We start from the raw sequence: 18,212 nt of genomic DNA, 5'->3' as shown, positions 1-18,212 counted from the left end.
CCATCATAGGCGGTTACGATTACGGCATGGCTACGCGCGAAACTCAGGTCACTTGCCCCGCCGGCGCAATCGTCGGCACCAGCGACGGAGCAGTCCGCGAATTCCATTCGATCCCGTACGCGCGTCTCAACGCCGCGTTCGACCCGCCCGCCCCAGCGCCCACGGGCATGCTTATCGACGCCACTACTCCCCTCCCCCACGCCACCCGCCTGAGCATCACCGCCCCGGAGGGTGCTCGCAGAAACGACGACCTGCCGGTGCTGGTGTGGATCCACGGCGGCCGGTTCGAGGAGGGCACCCACGCCGATGACCGCGCCAACGGCCCCGCCTTCGCCCGCGACGGGATCATCCTGGTGCAGGTGGGGTACCGGCTGAAGTTTCCGGGGATGCTGCCGGTGGGCGGCGACGCCCCCGGCCAGTACCGGGCCGTGCAGGACTGCGCGGCGGCGCTGAGCTGGGTGCAGCGCAACATCGAGGCGTTCGGCGGCGACCCCACCAACGTCACCGTCGCGGGCCAAAGCGCCGGGGCGGACATCGCGGTCTGGCTGTGCCGACGCGACCACTACAAGGGCGAGTTCCGTCGCGCGGTGGCGGCGTCGCCGGTGTTCCCGCGCCGCGGGATGGACTCGCGCCGGTGGGCGGCGCGCGGCGCAATCGGCGGCGCGCTGCTGCGCGAGGACCTCAACCCGCGCTACGCCCGCTCACCGAAGGGGTTCGACCGCGCCTACCGCCGCTTCCGCACGCAGTACTTCACCGACATCGCGCTCGGCCCGTTCCCGTTGGAGCCCGCGAAGCTCGCTCGCGTCCCCCTGGTGGTCACCTCCACCCGCGACGAGTTCTTCCCCAACGGCGCGTTTGCGGACGGCACTGCCCTGGCCACCCCCGTGGCGCGGGCATTGGGCCGGCACATGGGGCTGGCCAAGCGGCGCGTCGGCGAGTACCTCGGCGCGGCGTCGCGCATCGACCCGGGCCACGTGGTGGGGCGCCTGATTTCCGACGCCATGTGCCGCCGCTGGGTCGACGACATTGCTGAGGGCGCGCCGGGAACGGTGTGGCAGGCGGAGCTCATCGCCAGCGCCGACCTCCCGGCGCACCACGCCACCGACCTCGCCCCCGCGTTCGGCGCCGATGGCGCCTACGGCACCGGGCTCAACCGGTGGCTCACCCAATTTGTGCGCGGCGGCGACGTCGGGTGGGATCCCTACAGCGGCGGCACGCGCGCGGGGACGGGGCGGACCGCGCTGCGCGTGGCGTTGGACGGCTCGGGGGCGCAGGAGGTGGCGGATCCGCTTGGCTACCTGCGGGGCGCATTCAGCCCCGTGGCCCACGAGCTTTAGTTGGAGCCGGGCTCGGTGAGCGCGCGGCGCAGGCGCGGGTCCGCGAGCTCATCAACGAGCCACGGCGAGAACACGAACGGGGTGGCGTCGACGGCACGGATGAGCGCCTCCGACGCGACCCAGTCCCAGGAGTCGACCTCGTCCGGGTTGGCGTTCAGCGCCGCGCCCGGCGCGAGGCGGGCGACGTAGACCGGGCAGCACTCGTTTTCCACGATGCCGGAGGAATCAACGGCGCGGTAGCGGAAGTCCGGCAGGATCTCCGTCAGCCCGTCGATCGCAGCAATGCCCAGCTCCTCGGTGGCGCGGCGGCGCACCGCATCGGCCACCGCTTCGCCCGGGCCCGGGTGGCCGCAAAAGGAGTTCGTCCACACCCCTGGCCACGCAACCTTGAAGAGCGCGCGGCGCGTGAGCAGCACCTCGCCGTCGGCGTTGCGCAGCCAGCAGGAGAACGCGAGGTGCAGCGGGGTGTCGGTGGTGTGCACCGTGGCTTTGTCGGCGGTGCCGATTGGGGTCCGCGTGGCGTCGACAAGCACTACTTGCTCGCGCATTAGTTGTTCAGATTCCCCTTGAAGGTGACATTGCCAATGGTGAACTCGGCGTCCCACAGGTTGCCGGTGGACACGTTGAAGGCGTACTTCGCGTTCGTGGTGGCGCCCGGGCCGAGCGGCAGGTCCACGCCGACGATCTCCACGCCGGCGTTCTCGCCGCTCATCGGGTCGGCGTTTTGCATGTTGTTGTTGCCGGAGTTGTAGCGCAGCTTCGGGGTGAGGGTGTCCGCGGGCATCGGGACCTCGCTCTCGTTGGTCACAGCCACGACGACCACGGTGCCGCCACCGGGCGCAGCGCTGGTGCCCTGCCACTTGTAGGAGAGGTCCATCGCCGGGTCCTCCACGCGCTCGCCCGTGATCTCGTCGCTGATTAGCGGGTCGGTCTCCTCCGCCTTGAACTCCGGCGCGGGGGCGCCAGTCGGCGTCGTGATCTCGATTTCAGATTCCTTCGCCTCCTCGCTCTCGTTGCCGCTCACGCACGCGGACAACGCAAAGACAGACGTGGCGGCAAGCAGCACGGCGGTGAACTGCGAACGGTGTGACATAAACGCCTCTTTTACCTCGTTGTGGCACTGCACTGAAATGCGCCGATCAGGCGCTTTCCAGTTCTTCCTCACTGTACAGCCCTAGTACCCTAACCAAATTATGCAGTCATTGTTGCGTGTCCTCCGCAGCGCCTCTGCGCTGTGGCCCTACTACCTCGCCGTCGTGATCATTTCCTCCGGTGTCGCAGCACTGGGGTTGGTCTCCCCCTTCATCATCCGGGAGGCCACCGACACCATCGTCGGATACGTCAGCGGTGGCAGCGAGGGGCCGTCGCCGGTGCGCACCGTCGTGTGGCTGGCCATCGCGCTGTTTGCTGCCGAGACCGCTGCGGCGCTGCTGCGCAACGTCGCCGGCTACCTGGGCGACGTGATGGTGGCGCGCATCCGACAGATCATGTCCACGCGCTACTTTGCCAAGCTGCTCGCGCTGCCGCAGCGCTACTTTGACAACCAGGTCACGGGCACGATCATCGCCCGCCTGGACCGCTCGATTGCAAACGTCACCCAGTTCATCCAGTCCTTTGCCAACAGCTTCCTGCCGATGCTGTTGCAGGTCGTGGCGATTCTGGCGATCACGGCGTACTACTACTGGCCGCTGACCATCCTCCTGGCGCTGTTGTTCCCGCTCTACATGTGGCTCACGGCGCTCACGTCCAAGCGGTGGCAGCGGTTTGAAAAGGAGAAAAACGCCAACATCGACGAGGGCAACGGCCGCTTCGCCGAGGTGGTCGGTCAGGTCAAGGTGACCAAGTCCTTCGTGGCGGAGGTGCGCGAGCTGGACAAGTTTGGCACCCACTACAACAACACCGTGGACATCACGCGCCCGCAGTCGCGCTGGTGGCACAGCATGGACACGGTGCGCGGCATCGCCATGACGGCGGTCTTTTTGGGCATCTACCTGATCCTGTTCGTACGCACGCTCCACGGCGACTTCACCATCGGCGAGATGGTCATGCTCATCCAGATGGTCACCATGGCTCGCCAGCCCGCGCAGATGATGAGCTGGATCGTGGACGCGGCGCAGCGCGCCATCGCGGGCTCGCGCGATTACTTCACGGTGATGGACGAGCCGAACGAGCCCACCGCCAACCGCGAGCTCGTCGCCGCGCCCCAGTCCACCGGCGTGCCGGAGCTCACGCAGGTGACGCACGAGCCGCTCGAGGTGCGCGAGCCGGTCATCGCGTTCGACGACGTCTCCTTCGCGTACAACCCGGGCGAGCCCGTCCTGGAGGGCCTGACCTTTTCCGCGCGCGAGGGTGAAAAGATCGCGCTGGTGGGCGAGTCTGGTGGCGGCAAGTCCACCATCGTCAACCTGTTGCTGGGGCTCTATCCGCTTCACGACGGCACGCTCACCGTCTGCGGCCGCAACCTCGAGGACTTGAGCGTGGAGGAACTGCGCGCGTCTTCCGGCGTGGTCTTCCAGGAACCCGCGCTGTTTTCCGGCACCGTGGCGGAAAACATCGCCTACGGTAAGCCCGGCGCGACGCGCGAGGAGGTCATCGACGTGGCCAAGCGCGCGAACGCCCACGACTTCATCACCCGGTTCAAGGACGGCTACGACACCGTCATCGGCGAGCGCGGCCTGCGGCTGTCCGGCGGGCAGAAGCAGCGAGTAGCCGTCGCGCGCGCGATGCTCAAGGACGCACCCATTCTGGTGCTCGACGAGGCCACCTCGGCCCTGGACACCAAGGCGGAGCGCGCCGTGCAGGCCAGCCTGGACGAGCTGATGAAGGACCGCACGACCATCATGATCGCGCACCGCCTCTCCACCATCGCCGACGTGGACACCATCATCACCCTGGACAACGGCCGGATCGATGAGATCGGCTCGCCGGCGGAGCTCGCTGCCTCCGGCGGTATTTATTCAGAGCTGCTCACGCTCACCGCGTCTTCGTCCGCCGCGGACCGGGCGCGCCTGAAGTCCTTCGGCTTCCAGCTAGACGGCGAATACGACGCCGAGGACGAGGACGCCGCGGACGTGGAGGGCGCCGCGCAGCCCCACAACGCCTGATCCCGCGGGGCGGCGTGGCGGAGGGGACGGGTGGGCGTCGTTAAGCTTGGGCCATGGATTTCCCCGAGCTTGAGCAACTCCGCGCACGCGGAACCCGCAAATGGACCCAGTACGACGACGATGTGCTGCCGCTGTTCGTCGCCGAGAGCGACTTCACCACCGCCGAGCCCGTGCGCGCGGCGATCGCCGACGCCGTCGAGCGCGAGATGTTCGGCTACACCCCCGCCCCGAGCGCGCAGCAGCTGCCTGGGCTGGTGGCTGACTTCTACGAGGCGCGCTACGGCTGGCGGCCGGACCCCGCGCGCATCTTCCCCATCCCCGACGTGGTGCGCGGCGTGTTGCTATCCATCCAGCACTTCACCGAGGGCCCGGTCATCGTGCCGGTGCCCGCCTACCACCCGTTCTTGGAGGTGGCGGGGACCGCCGGACGCGTGCGCATCAACGTGCGCGCCGTGCCGGGGCTGGACCTGGACGAACTGGACGCGGCGTTTTCCCGCGGCGCGGGCTCGCTCGTGCTCACCAACCCGTACAACCCCGGCGGGTGGACCTTTACGCCCGAGCGGCTCGATGAGATCTGTGCCCTTGCCCGCCGCCACGGCGCGCGCGTGATCGTCGACGAGATCCACGCGCCGCTGGTCTACGACGGCGCCCACACGTGCGCGGCCGCGAACAATCCGGACGTGTGCATCACTATTACGGCGGCGTCGAAGGCCTGGAACGTGGCGGGCCTGAAGTGCGCGCAGCTGATCTTTTCCAACGACGCCGATGTCAAGACCTGGCAGGGACTCAGCGGGGTGGCGAAAGACGGCACGGGCACGCTCGGCATCGTCGCCGCCGAGGCGTGTTACCGGGACGGGGGTGACTTCCTCGACGGTGAAATTGCGCAGCTGCGCGAAAATCGCGACTGGCTCGTGGAGCACCTCCCGCGCGAGATTCCCGGCATCGAGGTCGAGGTCCCGCAGGCCACCTACCTCATGTTTTTGGACTTCCGGAATACCAAGTTGACCACGGAAAAGCCCGCCACTTGGCTGCGTACGCACGCGAAGGTGGCCATGAACGAGGGCGTGAGCTTCGGCCCCGGTGGCCGGCACAAGGCGCGGCTGAATTTTGCCACCAGCCCCGCGATCCTGCGCGAGGCAGTCGAGCGCATGGCGGGGGCAATTCGCCTACTGTAGGTGGGCATGGAGCAGACCCCACAGGCCTCAGATTACCTACCCCCCGCACCCCCGGAGCAGCCCTGGGAGCGGCCCGACCCCGAGTGGTACAAGGACGCCGTATTCTACGAAGTCCTCGTCCGCGCCTTCTACGACCCGGACGGCACGGGGTTGGGCACGCTCAAGGGGCTGGAGGAGAAGCTCGACTACCTGCAGTGGTTGGGGGTGGATTGCCTGTGGATCCCGCCGTTCTACGACTCCCCGCTGCGCGACGGCGGCTACGACATCCGCGACTTCCGCAAGGTCCTGCCCGAGTTCGGCACCGTCGAAGACTTCATTTCGCTTATCGACGCCGCGCATAAACGCGGCATCCGCATCATCACGGACTTTCCCATCAACCACACCTCCGACTCCCACGCCTGGTTCCAGGCGTCCCGGCAGGACCCGGATGGGCCGTACGGCGACTACTACGTGTGGACCGACGACAACACCCAGTACGACGGCACCCGCATCATCTTCATCGACACCGAGGAATCCAACTGGACCTGGGACCCGGTGCGCAAGCAGTACTTCTGGCACCGCTTCTTCTCCCACCAGCCGGACCTGAACTACGACAACCCGGCTGTGCAGGAGGAGATCCTGGACATCATCCGCTTCTGGCTCGACCTGGGCATGGACGGCATCCGCCTCGACGCCATCCCCTACCTCTTCGAGCGCGAGGGCACCTCGTCAGAAAACCTGCCGGAGACGCACGGCTTTATCAAGCGCGTGCGCGCACTCTTTGACGAGGAATACCCCGGCCGCTTCCTGCTCGCCGAGGCCAACCAGCTCCCCGACGAGGTGGTGGAGTACTTCGGCGACGGCGGCACCGACGAGCACGGCAACCCCGACGGCTCCGGCGACGAGTGCCAGATGGCGTTCCACTTCCCCGTCATGCCGCGCATTTTCATGGGAATTCACCAGGAATCGGCGACGCCCATCATTGACATCCTGCGCGAAACCCCGGCGATCCCGGCGTCCGCCCAGTGGGGCATCTTCCTGCGCAACCACGACGAGCTCACCCTCGAGATGGTGTCGGAGGAAGAGCGCGACTACATGTACAAGCACTACGCATCCGACCCTCGCATGCGCGCCAACGTGGGTATCCGCCGCCGCCTCGCCCCGCTGCTCGGCGGGCACCGCGACCGCTTGGAGCTCGCGCACGCCCTGCTGCTCAGCCTGCCCGGCTCCCCGTTCCTGTACTACGGCGACGAGATTGGCATGGGCGACAACATTTGGCTGCCCGACCGCGACGGCGTGCGCACGCCCATGCAGTGGTCCAACGACCGCAACGGCGGGTTTTCCAAGGCCGAACCGGAGCGGCTCTACCTGCCCCCGGTGCGCAACGACCAGTACGGCTACCACATCGTGAACGTGGAATCCCAGATGGACCGCGAGAACTCGCTGCTGCAGTGGGTGCGCACGCAGGTGCACATCCGCAAGCAGTACAAGGCGTTCGGGCGCGGCTCGTATATAGAGGTGGACCACGGCAACGAGCAGGTGCTGGCCTTCATCCGCGAGTACGACGCTTCCGCGGACGGGACCCCCGGCGGCGGGGTCGAGCGAATCCTGTGCGTACACAACATGAGCTCGCGCCCGCAGGCGGTGGAGATGCACCTTTCGCAGTACGCCGGCGTCGTTCCCCGCGAGCTGTCCGGCGGCCTGGAGTTCCCCGCCATCGGCGAGCTGCCCTGGCTGGTTACCCTCGCGCCGCACGGCTTCTTCTGGTTCGACATCTCCTAGGGAGGGCGGCATGTTCGATCTCGCCTCGCAACGATTCTACGGCGCAAAGTCAGACACCATCGACGCGATCACCGTCGCCACCGCGCGGCCGGTCGCCGTCGCTGGTTGCGGAGCCACGGCGAAGTGGCAGCTTCTCGACGTCACACGCGGCGCCGACTCGGACACCTACCAGGTCCTCCTTGCAGAGTCGGCGAACGGTGAGACGCAGGACATTCTGAGCACCGACTCCGGGGCCACGGCCTACGTGGCCGCGCTCCCCGAGCTCGGCGAGGTCCACGGCGACCTGATCACCGGCGCCGCTACCCCACTGGGCGCCGAGCAGTCCAACACCAACCTCGTCGTCGGCAACACGATTGTGAAGGTGTTCCGCCACCTCGAGGACGGCCTCAACCCGGACGTTGAACTGCTCACCCGCATCGGCGACTGCCCGCACGTCGCCGCCGTGAACGCCTACGTCACCCGCGGCGAGCAGACGCTGGCGATGCAGCAGGAATTCATCCGCGGCGGCATCGACGGGTTCGTGCTCACTACCGGGGGCTCCGCCGAGGGGACGCTGCCGGAGGCCGAAGTCGCCGCGCAGGCGGAGTCGCTCGGGCGCGCGATGCGGACCGTGCACGAGGCGCTTGCCCACGCATTCGGCGTCCAGGAACGGCCGACGCGCTCGATCGCCGACACGCTCACCGCAAACCTGGATGCATACGTGCGCCGCGCACCGCTGCTCGCCGATTTCGCCCCGCGGATCCGCGCGCTCTACGCGGAGCTCGGCAACACTGAGTCAACCGAGTCAACCGAGTCAACCGAGTCAACCGAGTCAACCGTGCCGGTGCAACGGGTCCACGGCGACCTGCACCTGGGACAGACGCTCAAGACCCCCGAGCGGTGGTACCTCATCGACTTCGAGGGCGAGCCGGCGCGGCCCCTCGCGCAGCGGCGCCGCCCGGACCATCGGCTGCGTGACGTGGCCGGGATGGTGCGCTCGTACGGGTACGCCCGCGCCGTCGGCGGGTTTGACGTGGAATGGGAGCGCGGCGGCGTCGAGAAGCTGCTCGCGGGGTACGGCGCCGAACGCGACGCGCTGCTCGCCGCCTACATCGTGGACAAGGCCGCCTACGAGGTGATTTACGAGGCGAACAACCGCCCGGACTGGGTGGACATCCCCCTCGACGCGATCCGCGACCTGGTGTAGGAGCGGATTAGGCCAGTAGGGCGCTGCCGAAGTAGTCGTCCTGGTCGGCGACGCCGGGCAGGGCGAAGAAGTAGCCGCCGCCGTAGGGGCGGATGTAGTCCGCGAGCGGCTCGCCCTCCAGGCGCTTCTGCACGGTGACGAACTGGCGCTCCAAGTCCTGCTGGAAGCAGACGAAGAGCAGGCCGACGTCGAGGGTGCCATTGTCGCGCACGCCGTTGTCGTAGTTGTAGGCGCGGCGCAGCATGAGCTGGTCCGCGGTCTCCGGGGTGCGCGGGTTGGCCAGGCGGATGTGTGCGTCGGTGGGGATCACGTCGCCGTTCGCGTCATCGAGGTAGTCCGGGGCGGCGTACTCGTCGCCGCCGGAGAGCGGCCCGCCGGTGGCGCGGTCGCGGCCGAAGATCTGCTCCTGCTCCGCGATGGAGATGCGGTCCCAAAACTCCGTATACATGGCGATCAGGCGCACGGCCATGTAGCTGCCGCCCGCGGTCCAGTCGGGCTCGCCGTCGCCCACCCACACCAGGTCGTCGAACTGCTTCGGCGAGGGGTTGACGATGCCGTCTTTAAACCCGAGGTGGTTGCGCTGCGTGCCGGTCGGCCGGGGCTCGTTCATATAGCCGTTCTGGCGCCAGCGCACGGCAACGTCGCCGCGGGTGTGGCGCAAGATGTCGCGCAGCGCGTGGGTCACGGTGTCGTGCTGGTCGGCGCAGATCTGCAGCACCAGGTCGCCGTGGCAGAGATCGGGGTTGAGCGTGTCGTCCGCGAACGCCTCCATCGCGCGCAGGCGGGCGGGCTTGCGGTTTGCGAGCCCGAAGCGGGAGTCGAAGAGGGACTCGCCCACCGCGAGGGTGATGGACAGGTTGTCGGTGGGCAGGTCCGGGCCAAGCTCGCCCGAGTCGCTGGCGGGGAATGCGATGCCGTCGACGGCGGTCGCGCCCCCGGCCGTGAGCGCGCGGGAGCGCTCGGTGATCGTGCGCAGGAGCTGCTCCAGGCGGGCGCGGTCCCCCTGCTGGATGTCCAGGGCGACGATTTCCGCGTACTTCTGCGGCTGGTTGATGATGCCCTGCTGGTGCTCGCCGTGGAATTCCAGGCGCGCCTCCGGGTTGTTCACGGTCGCGTTGTCGGAGCGCGGCGTGCCGTCGCCCCGGGGCGAGTCCGCCTGCTGCGCCTGCGTCGTCGCCTGGACCCCAAGCGCCGCCGTGGCCGTGGCGGCGCCGGCGAGGAACGTGCGTCGGTTGAAGTGGAACGGGCAGGTCACTAGTTCATCCTCCGGATCACAGTCATGGTGGCCACCGTGGCCAGCAGCTCATTCGCGCGGGCGACCTCGGCTTGTAGCCTCAGCCGGTCGTCTTGCTCCCAGTCGTCGTAGGCCGTCGGCGTGCCGCCGGCGCCGTACTTCGCGTCCATCTCGTTGGCGAGCTGCTCGAGCGCGTCCAGCTGGTCATAAATTGGGGTGGTGTCCAGGCCGCGCCCCTCCACGAGTTCGCGCACCGGGTCCATCGTCGCCCGGGTCGAGGTCACGTTTCCGCGCAGCGCCGTGGGCAGCGCGTGTGCGCCGAAGTCCCGCTCGCCGCGCATGTCAAAACGCTCGAACTCCTCCATCACCTCGTGCGTGCGCAGCCCATAATCGGGTGCCGGGATGGCAAAGTGCGTGGTCTGAAGCGCGTGCGCCGCCTTGTCGACGGCGTCGGCCAGCGCCTCCGCGGGCGCCACCGCGTCCTGCACCGGCGCCTCGGAGAAGAGCAGCTTTTCGACGTCCTCGTACCCGCCAAGTGCCGCGCCCGGCCACATCTCGGACGCGTCGTCGAAGGAGCGGTACGTCTCCAGGTATGCCAGGTAGGAGGCCTGCGCCTCGCTGCGGTTACCGGAGCGGGTGGCGTCGACAAGCGCCTGCGCGTTGGCCTGCAGCTCGGGGACGCGCTGTTTCTGCGCGGCAGCGTGGGCGGTGGAGACGGCGGCGACTTCTCGGTCTGTGATGGGCACCATCTTCGGGGCGTCCGTGATGGGGGATCCGGTGACCTGGAACGGTTCGGACTTCACCGCGGAATCACTGTGAAACACGCATGTCAGGTGGTACGTGCCGTTTTGAAGTTTGGGGGTCCAGGCGCGCTCGGCGGGGAAGCCGACGCGCTCGAGGACCTGGTAGGCGTAGCCGTCATCGTCCGATACGTAGACGGTGAGGGCCAGGCCTGAGGTGTTGTAGACATTCCAATTCGCCTGGTCCTGCACATCCCCGGGGGACGGGCAGTTGTACACGTCGCGCACGTGCAGCTTGAGCTGGTCGGGGTTGTCACTCGGTGCGGGCTGCGCGGAAGGCTGGCCCTGCGATTGCGACGAGGAGCCACTCGAGCCTTCCGTGCCACTCGAGCTTGAGATTCCCGGGATGTGCACGATGCCGACGATGACTGCGATGAGTGCAGCCAGCGCCGCCAGAGCGTATTGGATGTTTTCCTGCATTACTGAGCGCGTGCCTTAGAACGGGAGCTTGATGGAGTCCTTGATGTTCGCGGGCAGCCCCGGCATGCCGTTCATGACCCAAGCGCCGATGCCACCCAGGACAGCAAGGACGGCGACGACCGCGGCGATGATGCCGCCGGTGGAGGATCCGTCCTGCTCGCCGGCGGGATCACCCTTGCCCGGCTGCTGCGCACCCGGCTGCGCGTCGCGGTTGACCATCTTGGCCACCTCGGCGACACCGTTCTCGGTGACCAGCGGGTTGTTCATGCCTTCTGCGACCGGCTTGAGGTTAGAGATCTCGCGGGAGGTGTTGTCCACCTTCTCAATCGAGGCGTAATCCTTGGCCACGGTGCCGTCGGTCTCATTGAGGAACAGCTTCGGCGCCTTCTCACCGTTGAAGTCGAACATGTTGTTCAGCTCGCCGGCGCGCTCGTCGAAAGCGATGCCTCCCAGTCGGCCCAGCCCCCAGTTGTCCTGGATGAACTTAGTGATGGAGGTCTGCTCGGTGTAGGTGGAGTCGACAAAGTTGGTCTTTGCGTACGGGGAGACGATCAGCAGCGGCTGACGGGTACCCGGGCCGCACTGGCCGTGCTTATCACCCGCAATGCCGACCTTCTTGGCTGCCGCGGTGCAGATCTCCGCGTCCTGGTGCGGATCGTTGGAGCCGTTGAGGATCTTCGGTGCCTGGTGGTCGTACCAGCCGTCGGAGTCGTCGTAGGCGATGACGACCGCGGTGGAGTCCCACTCCGGCGAGTTCTGCAGCTCGTTGATGTAGTGGGTAATGAAGGCCTGCTCGTCGTACGGGTTGGAGTAACCGGCGTGGCCGTCCTGGTAGTTCGCGGCCTTGAGGAAGGAAACGGCCGGCAGGTTGCCCTGCTCGATGACCTTGTCAAAGTCGGTCAGGTCGTACTGGTGGTTCGCGCGGTCGGTCTTACCAATCATCTCGTCGCTGGACGGCGCGAAGTGGTGCGGGTTCGCGGTGGATGCGTAGTACTGGAACGGCTGGTGGTGCGGGTTGTAGTCCGTCTTATCCTGGCCGGTCAGCGTCTTGTGCGCGGCGCCGCAGCGTGCACGGGAGGAATCGGTTGCCTCTTCGGTCGGGCGGAATCCGCCCTGGAACCAGCCCCAGGTAATGTCCTTCTCATTGAGCTGGTCACCGATGTTCTTGGAGTGCATCGCGGTGACCTGGTTGGTGCCCGCGGAGGAGGAGTTGGAGCAGTCGTCGAACAGCGGGTCCGGGTCGCCGACGACGGTCGCGGTCTTGCCGTCCTCGGAGACACCGGCGAGGGCGTGGTTCTGGCCGTCGACGATCTTCTGCTGCTCGCCGGTGGCCGGGTCGTGCATGGTGGCGTCGGCCACGGTGCCGGAAATCAGGTTGAGCGCACCCGGGGTGGACGGGCCGAAGATGGTGGAGAACGAGTTGTCGTTCATGGCGAAGTTCTGCGCGTAGTTCCACAGGCCGGTGACGGTGTTGCCGTCGTAGTAGCCCATGGTCGTGCCGACAGTGGCGAAGGAGCCCTCGCCGTACTTGTCCACATCGGTGGACACGGTCTCTGCGAACTTGTCCATCTTGCCGCCGTTGTAGGCCTTCTGCTCGTCACCGTAGTGGTGGTTCTGGTCCGTGGTCACGGCCTGGCCCGGGGTGAGGCGGAACGGCTTCGTGGAGTTCGGGTTCTTCTCGCCGAGCAGGTCGTTGTTTTCCAGGTTGTTGACCTTCGGGGTGTCCTTCTTGGCGGTGAACTTCGGGGCGTCGTTGCCCGAGCCCTGCATTTTCTCGCCGTCGAGGTTTGCGGCGTTGGGGTAGGTGCCGAAGTAGTGATCGAAGGAGATGTTCTCAGAGTAAATGACCACGACATGCTCGATCGGGGTCTTAGTGTCGGCCTGGGCCACACCCGGGACGATTGCAGTGGTCGCGGCGACTGCGGCGCACGCGGCGATAGCGCGGTGACGAAGCTTCATGGCGAAGTCCAATCTTGAAGTAAGCGGATACTGCGGTAACGACGAAAGCTGCGGCACCCCTGCGCGAGGACCGTATCCTTTCAGCGCCTATTTAAATTCCCGCCAGGTCACTTTGCAAAGCCTGCCAATCCATCCATTTCCCGCGCGTTCAAGCCTGTGAGCTGGAACAATATTGAAATTCTCGCCCGATCACACCTACTGTTGACGCAAAATTCACCAACAGTTTGCCTAACTTTCCACTTTCTCGCTCCGCTCGCGCCGATCGCTTATCGACGCAAACCCGCTGGCAAATTAGTTGCGCTCCCCAAATTTTCCACTATTTGGGACAAAGTTTCCCAAAAATGGAATCTTCGATGTACGCTGAAAACCACCCAACACCTACAAGGAGGGTTTCAATGAGTTCCACAGCAACGTCCGCCGGCGCCTCGGGCAGCACCGGCGGCCAGACGAAAACGATCGTCATCACCGCGCTCGCACTGTTTTCCATGTTTTTCGGTGCTGGCAACCTAATTTTCCCGCCGATGCTGGCGGTCTCGGCCGGCGACAACTTCTGGCCCGCCATTCTCGGCTTCCTGGGCACCGGCGCACTCCTGCCAGTGCTGGCGGTGATCGCGATCGCCATGTCCGGCGCGAACGTCCGCGACCTTGCGCAGCGCGCCGGTTCCGTCTTCGGCGTCGTCTTTCCGGTGCTCGCTTACCTGTCTATCGGCGCCTTCTACGCGCTGCCCCGCACCGGCGCCGTGTCCATGGAAACGGCGATCACGCCGCTGTTTGGGTGGGACGGTTTGTTCGCCTCCGCCGTCTTTAATGTGATCTTCTTCGGCGTCTCCCTGGCGCTGGCGTGGAACCCCACCCGCATTATGGAAACCCTGGGCAAATTCCTCGTGCCCGCCCTGGTGGTCCTGCTGATCATCATGATCTCCGTGTCCATTGTCAAGTGGGACGCGGAGCCTTCCGCCCCGAGTGAGACCTACGCAGACGGCCCGTTCACCTCCGGCCTGCTCGAGGGCTACCTCACCATGGACTCCATCGCCGCGTTGGCGTTCTCAATCGTGGTCATCTCCACGCTGCAGTTCAAGGGGTTCAAGGAGGGCAAGGAAATTGTCCGCGGCACGATCCTCGCCGGCGTTGGCGCGGGCATCATGCTGGGCGCCATCTACCTCGGCCTGGGCACTATCGGCCGCGTCATCCCCAACCCCACCCAGTACGACAACGGCGCGGGCCTGCTTGCAGACGCTTCCAACCTGACCATGGGCATGGCGGGCCAGATCATCTTCGCGCTGATCGTCCTGCTCGCATGCTTGACCACGTCGGTCGGTCTGATCACCGCGACCGCCGAGTACTTCTCCTCGCAGTTCCCGGGCTCCTACAAGATCTGGGCCGTCGTATTCACCGTCACGTCGATGGTCATCGCAACGCAGGGCCTCGACTTCGTCATGACGATTGCGGCCCCGGTCATCGGCTTCCTGTACCCGCCCGCCATCTCCCTGATCTTGGTAACGCTGGTCGAGCCGGCGTTTGCCAAGCGCACCCGTTTTACCTGGGCGTTCTTCCTGCCCATCTGGGTCGCTGTGATCTACTCGGCGATCGAGACCTGCATTTCCCAGGGGTGGGGCGCGGACGCGCTCACGCCGCTGGTGTCCTGGCTGCCGCTGCACGCCGAGGGACTGGGGTGGATCGTCCCGGTTGTCATCGCCTTCCTCATCGGCCTGGCCATCGACTGGGCACACCCCAAGACGCCGATGGCGGTGGGCACCAACGAGACCGTCGACGGTGACGTAGTCACCGCGTAGTGTGGGGGCATGAATACGCGTGCCCCACTGTCACTCATTGATTTTTGCACCCGCTACCCCGACGAATCCGTCGGCGAGGCCATGGAGCGCTCCGTAGCCTTCGCCCAGCACGCGGAGTCGTTGGGGTATTCGCGTATCTGGTACTCCGAGCACCACAACATGAGCTCGATTGTCTCCTCCACGCCCGCGGTGCTCATCGCCCACATCGGCGCCAAGACTGAGCGCATCCGCCTGGGGTCCGGCGGCGTGATGCTGCCCAACCACTCCCCCTACGTCATCGCCGAGCAGTTCGGCATGCTCGAGGAGCTCTACCCCGGCCGCATTGATCTGGGCTTGGGCCGCGCCCCCGGCACCGACCAGCAAACCCTGGGCCGCGCGTTGCGACGCGACCCCCGCGCCGCCGAAAACTTTCCGCAGGACGTCCTCGAGCTCCAGGCATGGCTGTCCAACGAGTCGCCACTCCCGGGCGTGACCGCCGTCCCCGGCTTCAACACCAACGTGCCGCTGATCATTCTCGGCTCGTCCATGTTCGGGGCGTCGCTGGCCGCCAAGCTGGGCCTGCCCTACGCGTTCGCGTCTCACTTCGCGCCGCAACACCTGGAGCAGGCCACCGCCTACTACCGGGAGAACTTCGAACCCTCCGAGCGCTGCCCCGAGCCGTACTGTGTGGCCGCTGTCAACGTCACCGCCGCGGAGACCGAGGAGGACGCGGAGCGGCAGACCGGGCTGGTGCACCGCAACCGCGTGCGCGCGATGTTGGGCCGAAGGGGCCAGGTGCTTGACGACGCCCAACTGGACGCCGTCGTCGACTCCTACCAGGGCCGGCAGATCATTGACATGCTGCGGTACACCGCACAGGGCACCGGCGAGCAGGTCGTCGAGTACCTCGACTGGTTTGCACAGCACGCGGGCGCGGACGAGCTCATGATTTCGTTGCAGGCACCCAGCCACGAGGAAGTACTCGCCTCCATGGACATCCTCGCAAGCCACTGGAAACATTAATTCGCCGATGCGTGAACACTCAGGATCCTGGTATAGGGTCTAGCCGAGTTCATACTTTTAGGCGCGCTATAGCTGGGAGAGTGTCATGTCCGTTTCGCCGCTTCGGCCCCCGCAACAACACGAGGAAATCGCGGCGCACCTGCGCGATGAAATCTTCACGGGCCGGATCCCCGCGGGCGAACCACTCCCCTCTGAGGCGGACCTGTGCGAGCAGTTCAATTCGTCCCGCGGCCCCGTCCGCCAGGCGATGGCGACCCTGCGTGCCGAGGGACTCATCTCCTCCGGCCGCGGTCGGCGCTCGCTCGTGCTCTCCAACATTCGCACCGAGTCGTTCGAAGAGATCCTGTCCAACACGGCCTGGATTGTGAACCTGGGCAAGGCCCCCGGCCAGGTCCTGGAGCACTACGGCCTGGCCCCGCTGCCCCAGCACGCGGCGGACGTGCTGCGCGTCCCCGGCCGCGAGGAGGCGGTGACCGTGCAGCGCACCCGCACCGCCGACGGCGCCCCGCTGGTGATCGAGTCTCTCTACTTCCACCCCAGTGTGACCAACGCCCTTGACGGGGTTGATCCAGAGCACGATTCCATTCACCGCCGCCTCGTGAGTAGTGGGATCGACTTCAACAACCTGTCCCGCGCGCTGACGGTCCACGCCGCGACCGACAACGAGGCGGACGCGCTCGACATCGCCCCAGGTACACCGGTGATTCAGGTGGAGATGCGCGTCTTCGACCACTCAGGCAGGCCCGTCGAGCTCGCGGTGCAAACGTACCGCGCCGACATGATCACCATCGGGCTAAACAATGTGCGGGGGCACTCGTCCCCCCTATGGTTTGAAATCGATTCGTAGTCGCCCCGTGGGCCCCGTTACACTCTGCCCATGGCTTCCATAGCTGGTTCCCACCTTCCCCGGCTCGCCGGGGCGCTTGCCGCGTCCTGCGCGCTACTGACCACCGCCGCGTGCGGCAGCGGAGGAGACACGGACGCGGCCCCCGAGCATGCCCGCGGAGAAGTCGTCGTCGCCACGCAAGCGGCACCCGCCAGCCTGGATTTCACCACCACCGGCGGCGCGGCCGTCCCCCAGGCGATGATGGGCAACGTCTACGAAACCCTGGTCCGGATCGACGAATCGGGTAAACCGCAGCCGTTCCTCGCCACCAGCTGGGAGGAAAGCACCGACGGCACCGAATACACCTTCCACCTGCGCGACGACGTCGCATTTGCCGACGGCACCCCCTTCGACGCCGACACCGCCGCGTTTTCCATCAACTACGTCAAAGACCAGTGGACGAACGGCCTGAAGAGCCAGATGGCGCCGGTGCGGGAAGCGGTGAGCGTCGATAAGCACACGCTCCGCGTCACGCTCGACTCCCCGAGCCCGGACTGGTTATGGTCCATGGGCACGCTGACCGGCGCGATGATGGCGCCGGCGAGCGTGGACCGGCTCGCCACGGATCCGCTCGGGACCGGCCCATACGTAGTGGACAACTTCCGCGTCGGCGAAGCCATCGAATTCAGTGCGCGCGAGGACTACTGGGGCGAGCCCGCCGAGCACGACGCCAAAATCCGCTACTTCGACGATTCGATTGCCGCTGTCAACGCGCTGCGCACTGGCGACGCCGACGTGGTGTGGGCGATGCAGGCACCGCAGCTCATCGACGCGCTCCCCGACGACATCACGGTGGACATCGGCACCACCAACGGCGAGGTCCTATTTTCCATGAATAATAATCGCGCTCCGTTTGATGACCCCGACGTCCGCCGCGCTGCTGCCTTTGCCATCGACCGCGCGGCGGTGAATAGCGTCGTGTACAACGGACTCGCCACCGACACCGGCGGCGCACCCGTGCCGCCGACCGACCCCTGGTATACGGGCGAGAATTACTACCCCTACGATCCGGAACGCGCGCGAGAGCTTCTCGGCGGGCGCGCTCCGGAAATCACCATCACCGTGCCGAACCTGCCGTACGCGCAAACGGCCAGCGAACTTATCTACTCCCAGCTCACCGACGTCGGATTCCGCGTTCACCTTGAAACGGTCGAGTTCCCCGCGGTCTGGCTCGCAGACGTGCTCAAGGGGCACGACTACCAGGCGTCCTTGGTCGCGCACGTGGAACCGCGTGACCTGGGTGTGCTGTTTGGCGACCCCGACTATTACCTCGGCTACGACTCCGAAGCAGCACGCGCCGCGCTCGGCAGCGGCGACCGCGTGCACGCCGTGGACACGATCATGGCAGACGCCGGCGCGCTCACCCTGGTCAACGCCCCAAACGTCGTCCTCTACGCCCCGGGCGTGCACGGTCTGAACCCCAACGTCGTCACCGACTCGCTACCGTTAAAGGAGGTAGAACGGTGAGCAAGCTCCTTTCGCGCGAGCACCGTGCGGTCAGCACCGGCAGAACCAGGAGTGGCGCTTCCGCGTTCGCGGCGCGCCTCGGCCGCGC

General features: G+C 66.5%; 14 protein-coding genes. 9 read left to right on the top strand and 5 right to left on the bottom strand.

Annotated elements, in window-relative coordinates; translation table 11 throughout:
* Positions 1 to 26: 26 nt before the first annotated feature.
* Positions 27 to 1,337: a carboxylesterase family protein gene (locus CKJ84_RS07725; RefSeq protein WP_095546621.1), complete on the top strand. Its 1,311-nt coding sequence runs from the start codon at positions 27 to 29 to the stop codon at positions 1,335 to 1,337.
* Here the strand turns inward: CKJ84_RS07725 and idi are convergent.
* Together idi and CKJ84_RS07715 are read right to left on the bottom strand one after the other, a co-directional pair.
* Positions 1,334 to 1,885, bottom strand: a complete 552-nt coding sequence (idi, locus tag CKJ84_RS07720) for an isopentenyl-diphosphate Delta-isomerase (RefSeq protein ID WP_095546525.1) — start codon at positions 1,883 to 1,885, stop codon at positions 1,334 to 1,336. The genes CKJ84_RS07725 and idi overlap by 4 nt on opposite strands.
* Positions 1,885 to 2,430, bottom strand: a complete 546-nt coding sequence (locus tag CKJ84_RS07715; RefSeq protein WP_095546524.1) for a hypothetical protein — start codon at positions 2,428 to 2,430, stop codon at positions 1,885 to 1,887. Before CKJ84_RS07715 ends, idi begins: the two co-directional genes overlap by 1 nt.
* Before the next feature lie 100 nt (positions 2,431 to 2,530).
* Between CKJ84_RS07715 and CKJ84_RS07710 the strand changes: the two genes are divergently transcribed.
* From CKJ84_RS07710 to CKJ84_RS07695, 4 genes are read left to right on the top strand one after another with little or no spacing between them, the layout of a single operon-like run.
* The gene (locus tag CKJ84_RS07710; protein ID WP_095546523.1) at positions 2,531 to 4,441 is read left to right on the top strand and encodes an ABC transporter ATP-binding protein; all 1,911 of its coding nucleotides are present in this window, start codon (positions 2,531 to 2,533) and stop codon (positions 4,439 to 4,441) included.
* Between the two features lie 53 nt (positions 4,442 to 4,494).
* Positions 4,495 to 5,616 carry a MalY/PatB family protein gene (locus CKJ84_RS07705; protein ID WP_095546522.1) on the top strand — a complete coding sequence of 374 codons (1,122 nt, stop codon included), beginning with the start codon at positions 4,495 to 4,497 and terminating at the stop codon, positions 5,614 to 5,616.
* Positions 5,617 to 5,622: 6 nt separating this feature from the next.
* On the top strand, positions 5,623 to 7,377 hold the full coding sequence (treS, locus tag CKJ84_RS07700; protein WP_095546620.1) for a maltose alpha-D-glucosyltransferase: 1,755 nt from the start codon (positions 5,623 to 5,625) through the stop codon (positions 7,375 to 7,377).
* A 10-nt stretch (positions 7,378 to 7,387) separates the two neighbouring features.
* Positions 7,388 to 8,563, top strand: a complete 1,176-nt coding sequence (locus tag CKJ84_RS07695; protein ID WP_095546521.1) for a phosphotransferase — start codon at positions 7,388 to 7,390, stop codon at positions 8,561 to 8,563.
* A gap of 7 nt (positions 8,564 to 8,570) precedes the next feature.
* On the opposite strand, the gene efeB is transcribed toward CKJ84_RS07695, so the two are convergent.
* From efeB to CKJ84_RS07680, 3 genes are read right to left on the bottom strand one after another with little or no spacing between them, the layout of a single operon-like run.
* Positions 8,571 to 9,818 carry an iron uptake transporter deferrochelatase/peroxidase subunit gene (gene efeB / locus CKJ84_RS07690; RefSeq protein WP_095546520.1) on the bottom strand — a complete coding sequence of 416 codons (1,248 nt, stop codon included), beginning with the start codon at positions 9,816 to 9,818 and terminating at the stop codon, positions 8,571 to 8,573.
* The gene (locus tag CKJ84_RS07685) at positions 9,818 to 11,017 is read right to left on the bottom strand and encodes an EfeM/EfeO family lipoprotein (protein ID WP_233125592.1); all 1,200 of its coding nucleotides are present in this window, start codon (positions 11,015 to 11,017) and stop codon (positions 9,818 to 9,820) included. Before CKJ84_RS07685 ends, efeB begins: the two co-directional genes overlap by 1 nt.
* Before the next feature lie 15 nt (positions 11,018 to 11,032).
* Positions 11,033 to 12,976, bottom strand: a complete 1,944-nt coding sequence (locus CKJ84_RS07680; protein ID WP_095546519.1) for a phospholipase C — start codon at positions 12,974 to 12,976, stop codon at positions 11,033 to 11,035.
* Between the two features lie 395 nt (positions 12,977 to 13,371).
* On the opposite strand from CKJ84_RS07680, the gene brnQ reads away from it, so the two are divergent.
* From brnQ to CKJ84_RS07660, 4 genes are all read left to right on the top strand, one after another.
* Positions 13,372 to 14,769: a branched-chain amino acid transport system II carrier protein gene (gene brnQ / locus CKJ84_RS07675; protein ID WP_095535425.1), complete on the top strand. Its 1,398-nt coding sequence runs from the start codon at positions 13,372 to 13,374 to the stop codon at positions 14,767 to 14,769.
* A gap of 9 nt (positions 14,770 to 14,778) precedes the next feature.
* Positions 14,779 to 15,771: an LLM class flavin-dependent oxidoreductase gene (locus CKJ84_RS07670; RefSeq protein WP_095546518.1), complete on the top strand. Its 993-nt coding sequence runs from the start codon at positions 14,779 to 14,781 to the stop codon at positions 15,769 to 15,771.
* An 85-nt stretch (positions 15,772 to 15,856) separates the two neighbouring features.
* A complete protein-coding gene (locus CKJ84_RS07665; protein WP_095546517.1) occupies positions 15,857 to 16,618 on the top strand; it encodes a GntR family transcriptional regulator in 762 nt (253 codons plus the stop codon).
* Between the two features lie 30 nt (positions 16,619 to 16,648).
* Entirely contained in the window at positions 16,649 to 18,124 is a 1,476-nt protein-coding gene (locus CKJ84_RS07660; protein WP_095546516.1) for an ABC transporter substrate-binding protein, read from the top strand.
* The last annotated feature ends 88 nt before the right edge of the window (positions 18,125 to 18,212 follow it).

Origin of the sequence: Corynebacterium sp. NML 120412 (assembly GCF_002285155.1) — a bacterium.
Lineage (GTDB): Bacteria > Actinomycetota > Actinomycetes > Mycobacteriales > Mycobacteriaceae > Corynebacterium > Corynebacterium gottingense.
This window is presented reverse-complemented; position numbering and strand designations above follow the sequence as displayed.

What these genes read in the sequence shown, in the direction of transcription:
- CKJ84_RS07725 (WP_095546621.1), top strand. Translation starts at nt 27, where the DNA reads ATGGCTACGCGCGAAACTCAGGTCACTTGCCCCGCCGGCGCAATCGTC.
- idi (WP_095546525.1), bottom strand. Translation starts at nt 1,885, where the DNA reads ATGCGCGAGCAAGTAGTGCTTGTCGACGCCACGCGGACCCCAATCGGC.
- CKJ84_RS07715 (WP_095546524.1), bottom strand. Translation starts at nt 2,430, where the DNA reads ATGTCACACCGTTCGCAGTTCACCGCCGTGCTGCTTGCCGCCACGTCT.
- CKJ84_RS07710 (WP_095546523.1), top strand. Translation starts at nt 2,531, where the DNA reads ATGCAGTCATTGTTGCGTGTCCTCCGCAGCGCCTCTGCGCTGTGGCCC.
- CKJ84_RS07705 (WP_095546522.1), top strand. Translation starts at nt 4,495, where the DNA reads ATGGATTTCCCCGAGCTTGAGCAACTCCGCGCACGCGGAACCCGCAAA.
- treS (WP_095546620.1), top strand. Translation starts at nt 5,623, where the DNA reads ATGGAGCAGACCCCACAGGCCTCAGATTACCTACCCCCCGCACCCCCG.
- CKJ84_RS07695 (WP_095546521.1), top strand. Translation starts at nt 7,388, where the DNA reads ATGTTCGATCTCGCCTCGCAACGATTCTACGGCGCAAAGTCAGACACC.
- CKJ84_RS07685 (WP_233125592.1), bottom strand. Translation starts at nt 11,017, where the DNA reads ATGCAGGAAAACATCCAATACGCTCTGGCGGCGCTGGCTGCACTCATC.
- CKJ84_RS07680 (WP_095546519.1), bottom strand. Translation starts at nt 12,976, where the DNA reads ATGAAGCTTCGTCACCGCGCTATCGCCGCGTGCGCCGCAGTCGCCGCG.
- brnQ (WP_095535425.1), top strand. Translation starts at nt 13,372, where the DNA reads ATGAGTTCCACAGCAACGTCCGCCGGCGCCTCGGGCAGCACCGGCGGC.
- CKJ84_RS07670 (WP_095546518.1), top strand. Translation starts at nt 14,779, where the DNA reads ATGAATACGCGTGCCCCACTGTCACTCATTGATTTTTGCACCCGCTAC.
- CKJ84_RS07665 (WP_095546517.1), top strand. Translation starts at nt 15,857, where the DNA reads ATGTCCGTTTCGCCGCTTCGGCCCCCGCAACAACACGAGGAAATCGCG.
- CKJ84_RS07660 (WP_095546516.1), top strand. Translation starts at nt 16,649, where the DNA reads ATGGCTTCCATAGCTGGTTCCCACCTTCCCCGGCTCGCCGGGGCGCTT.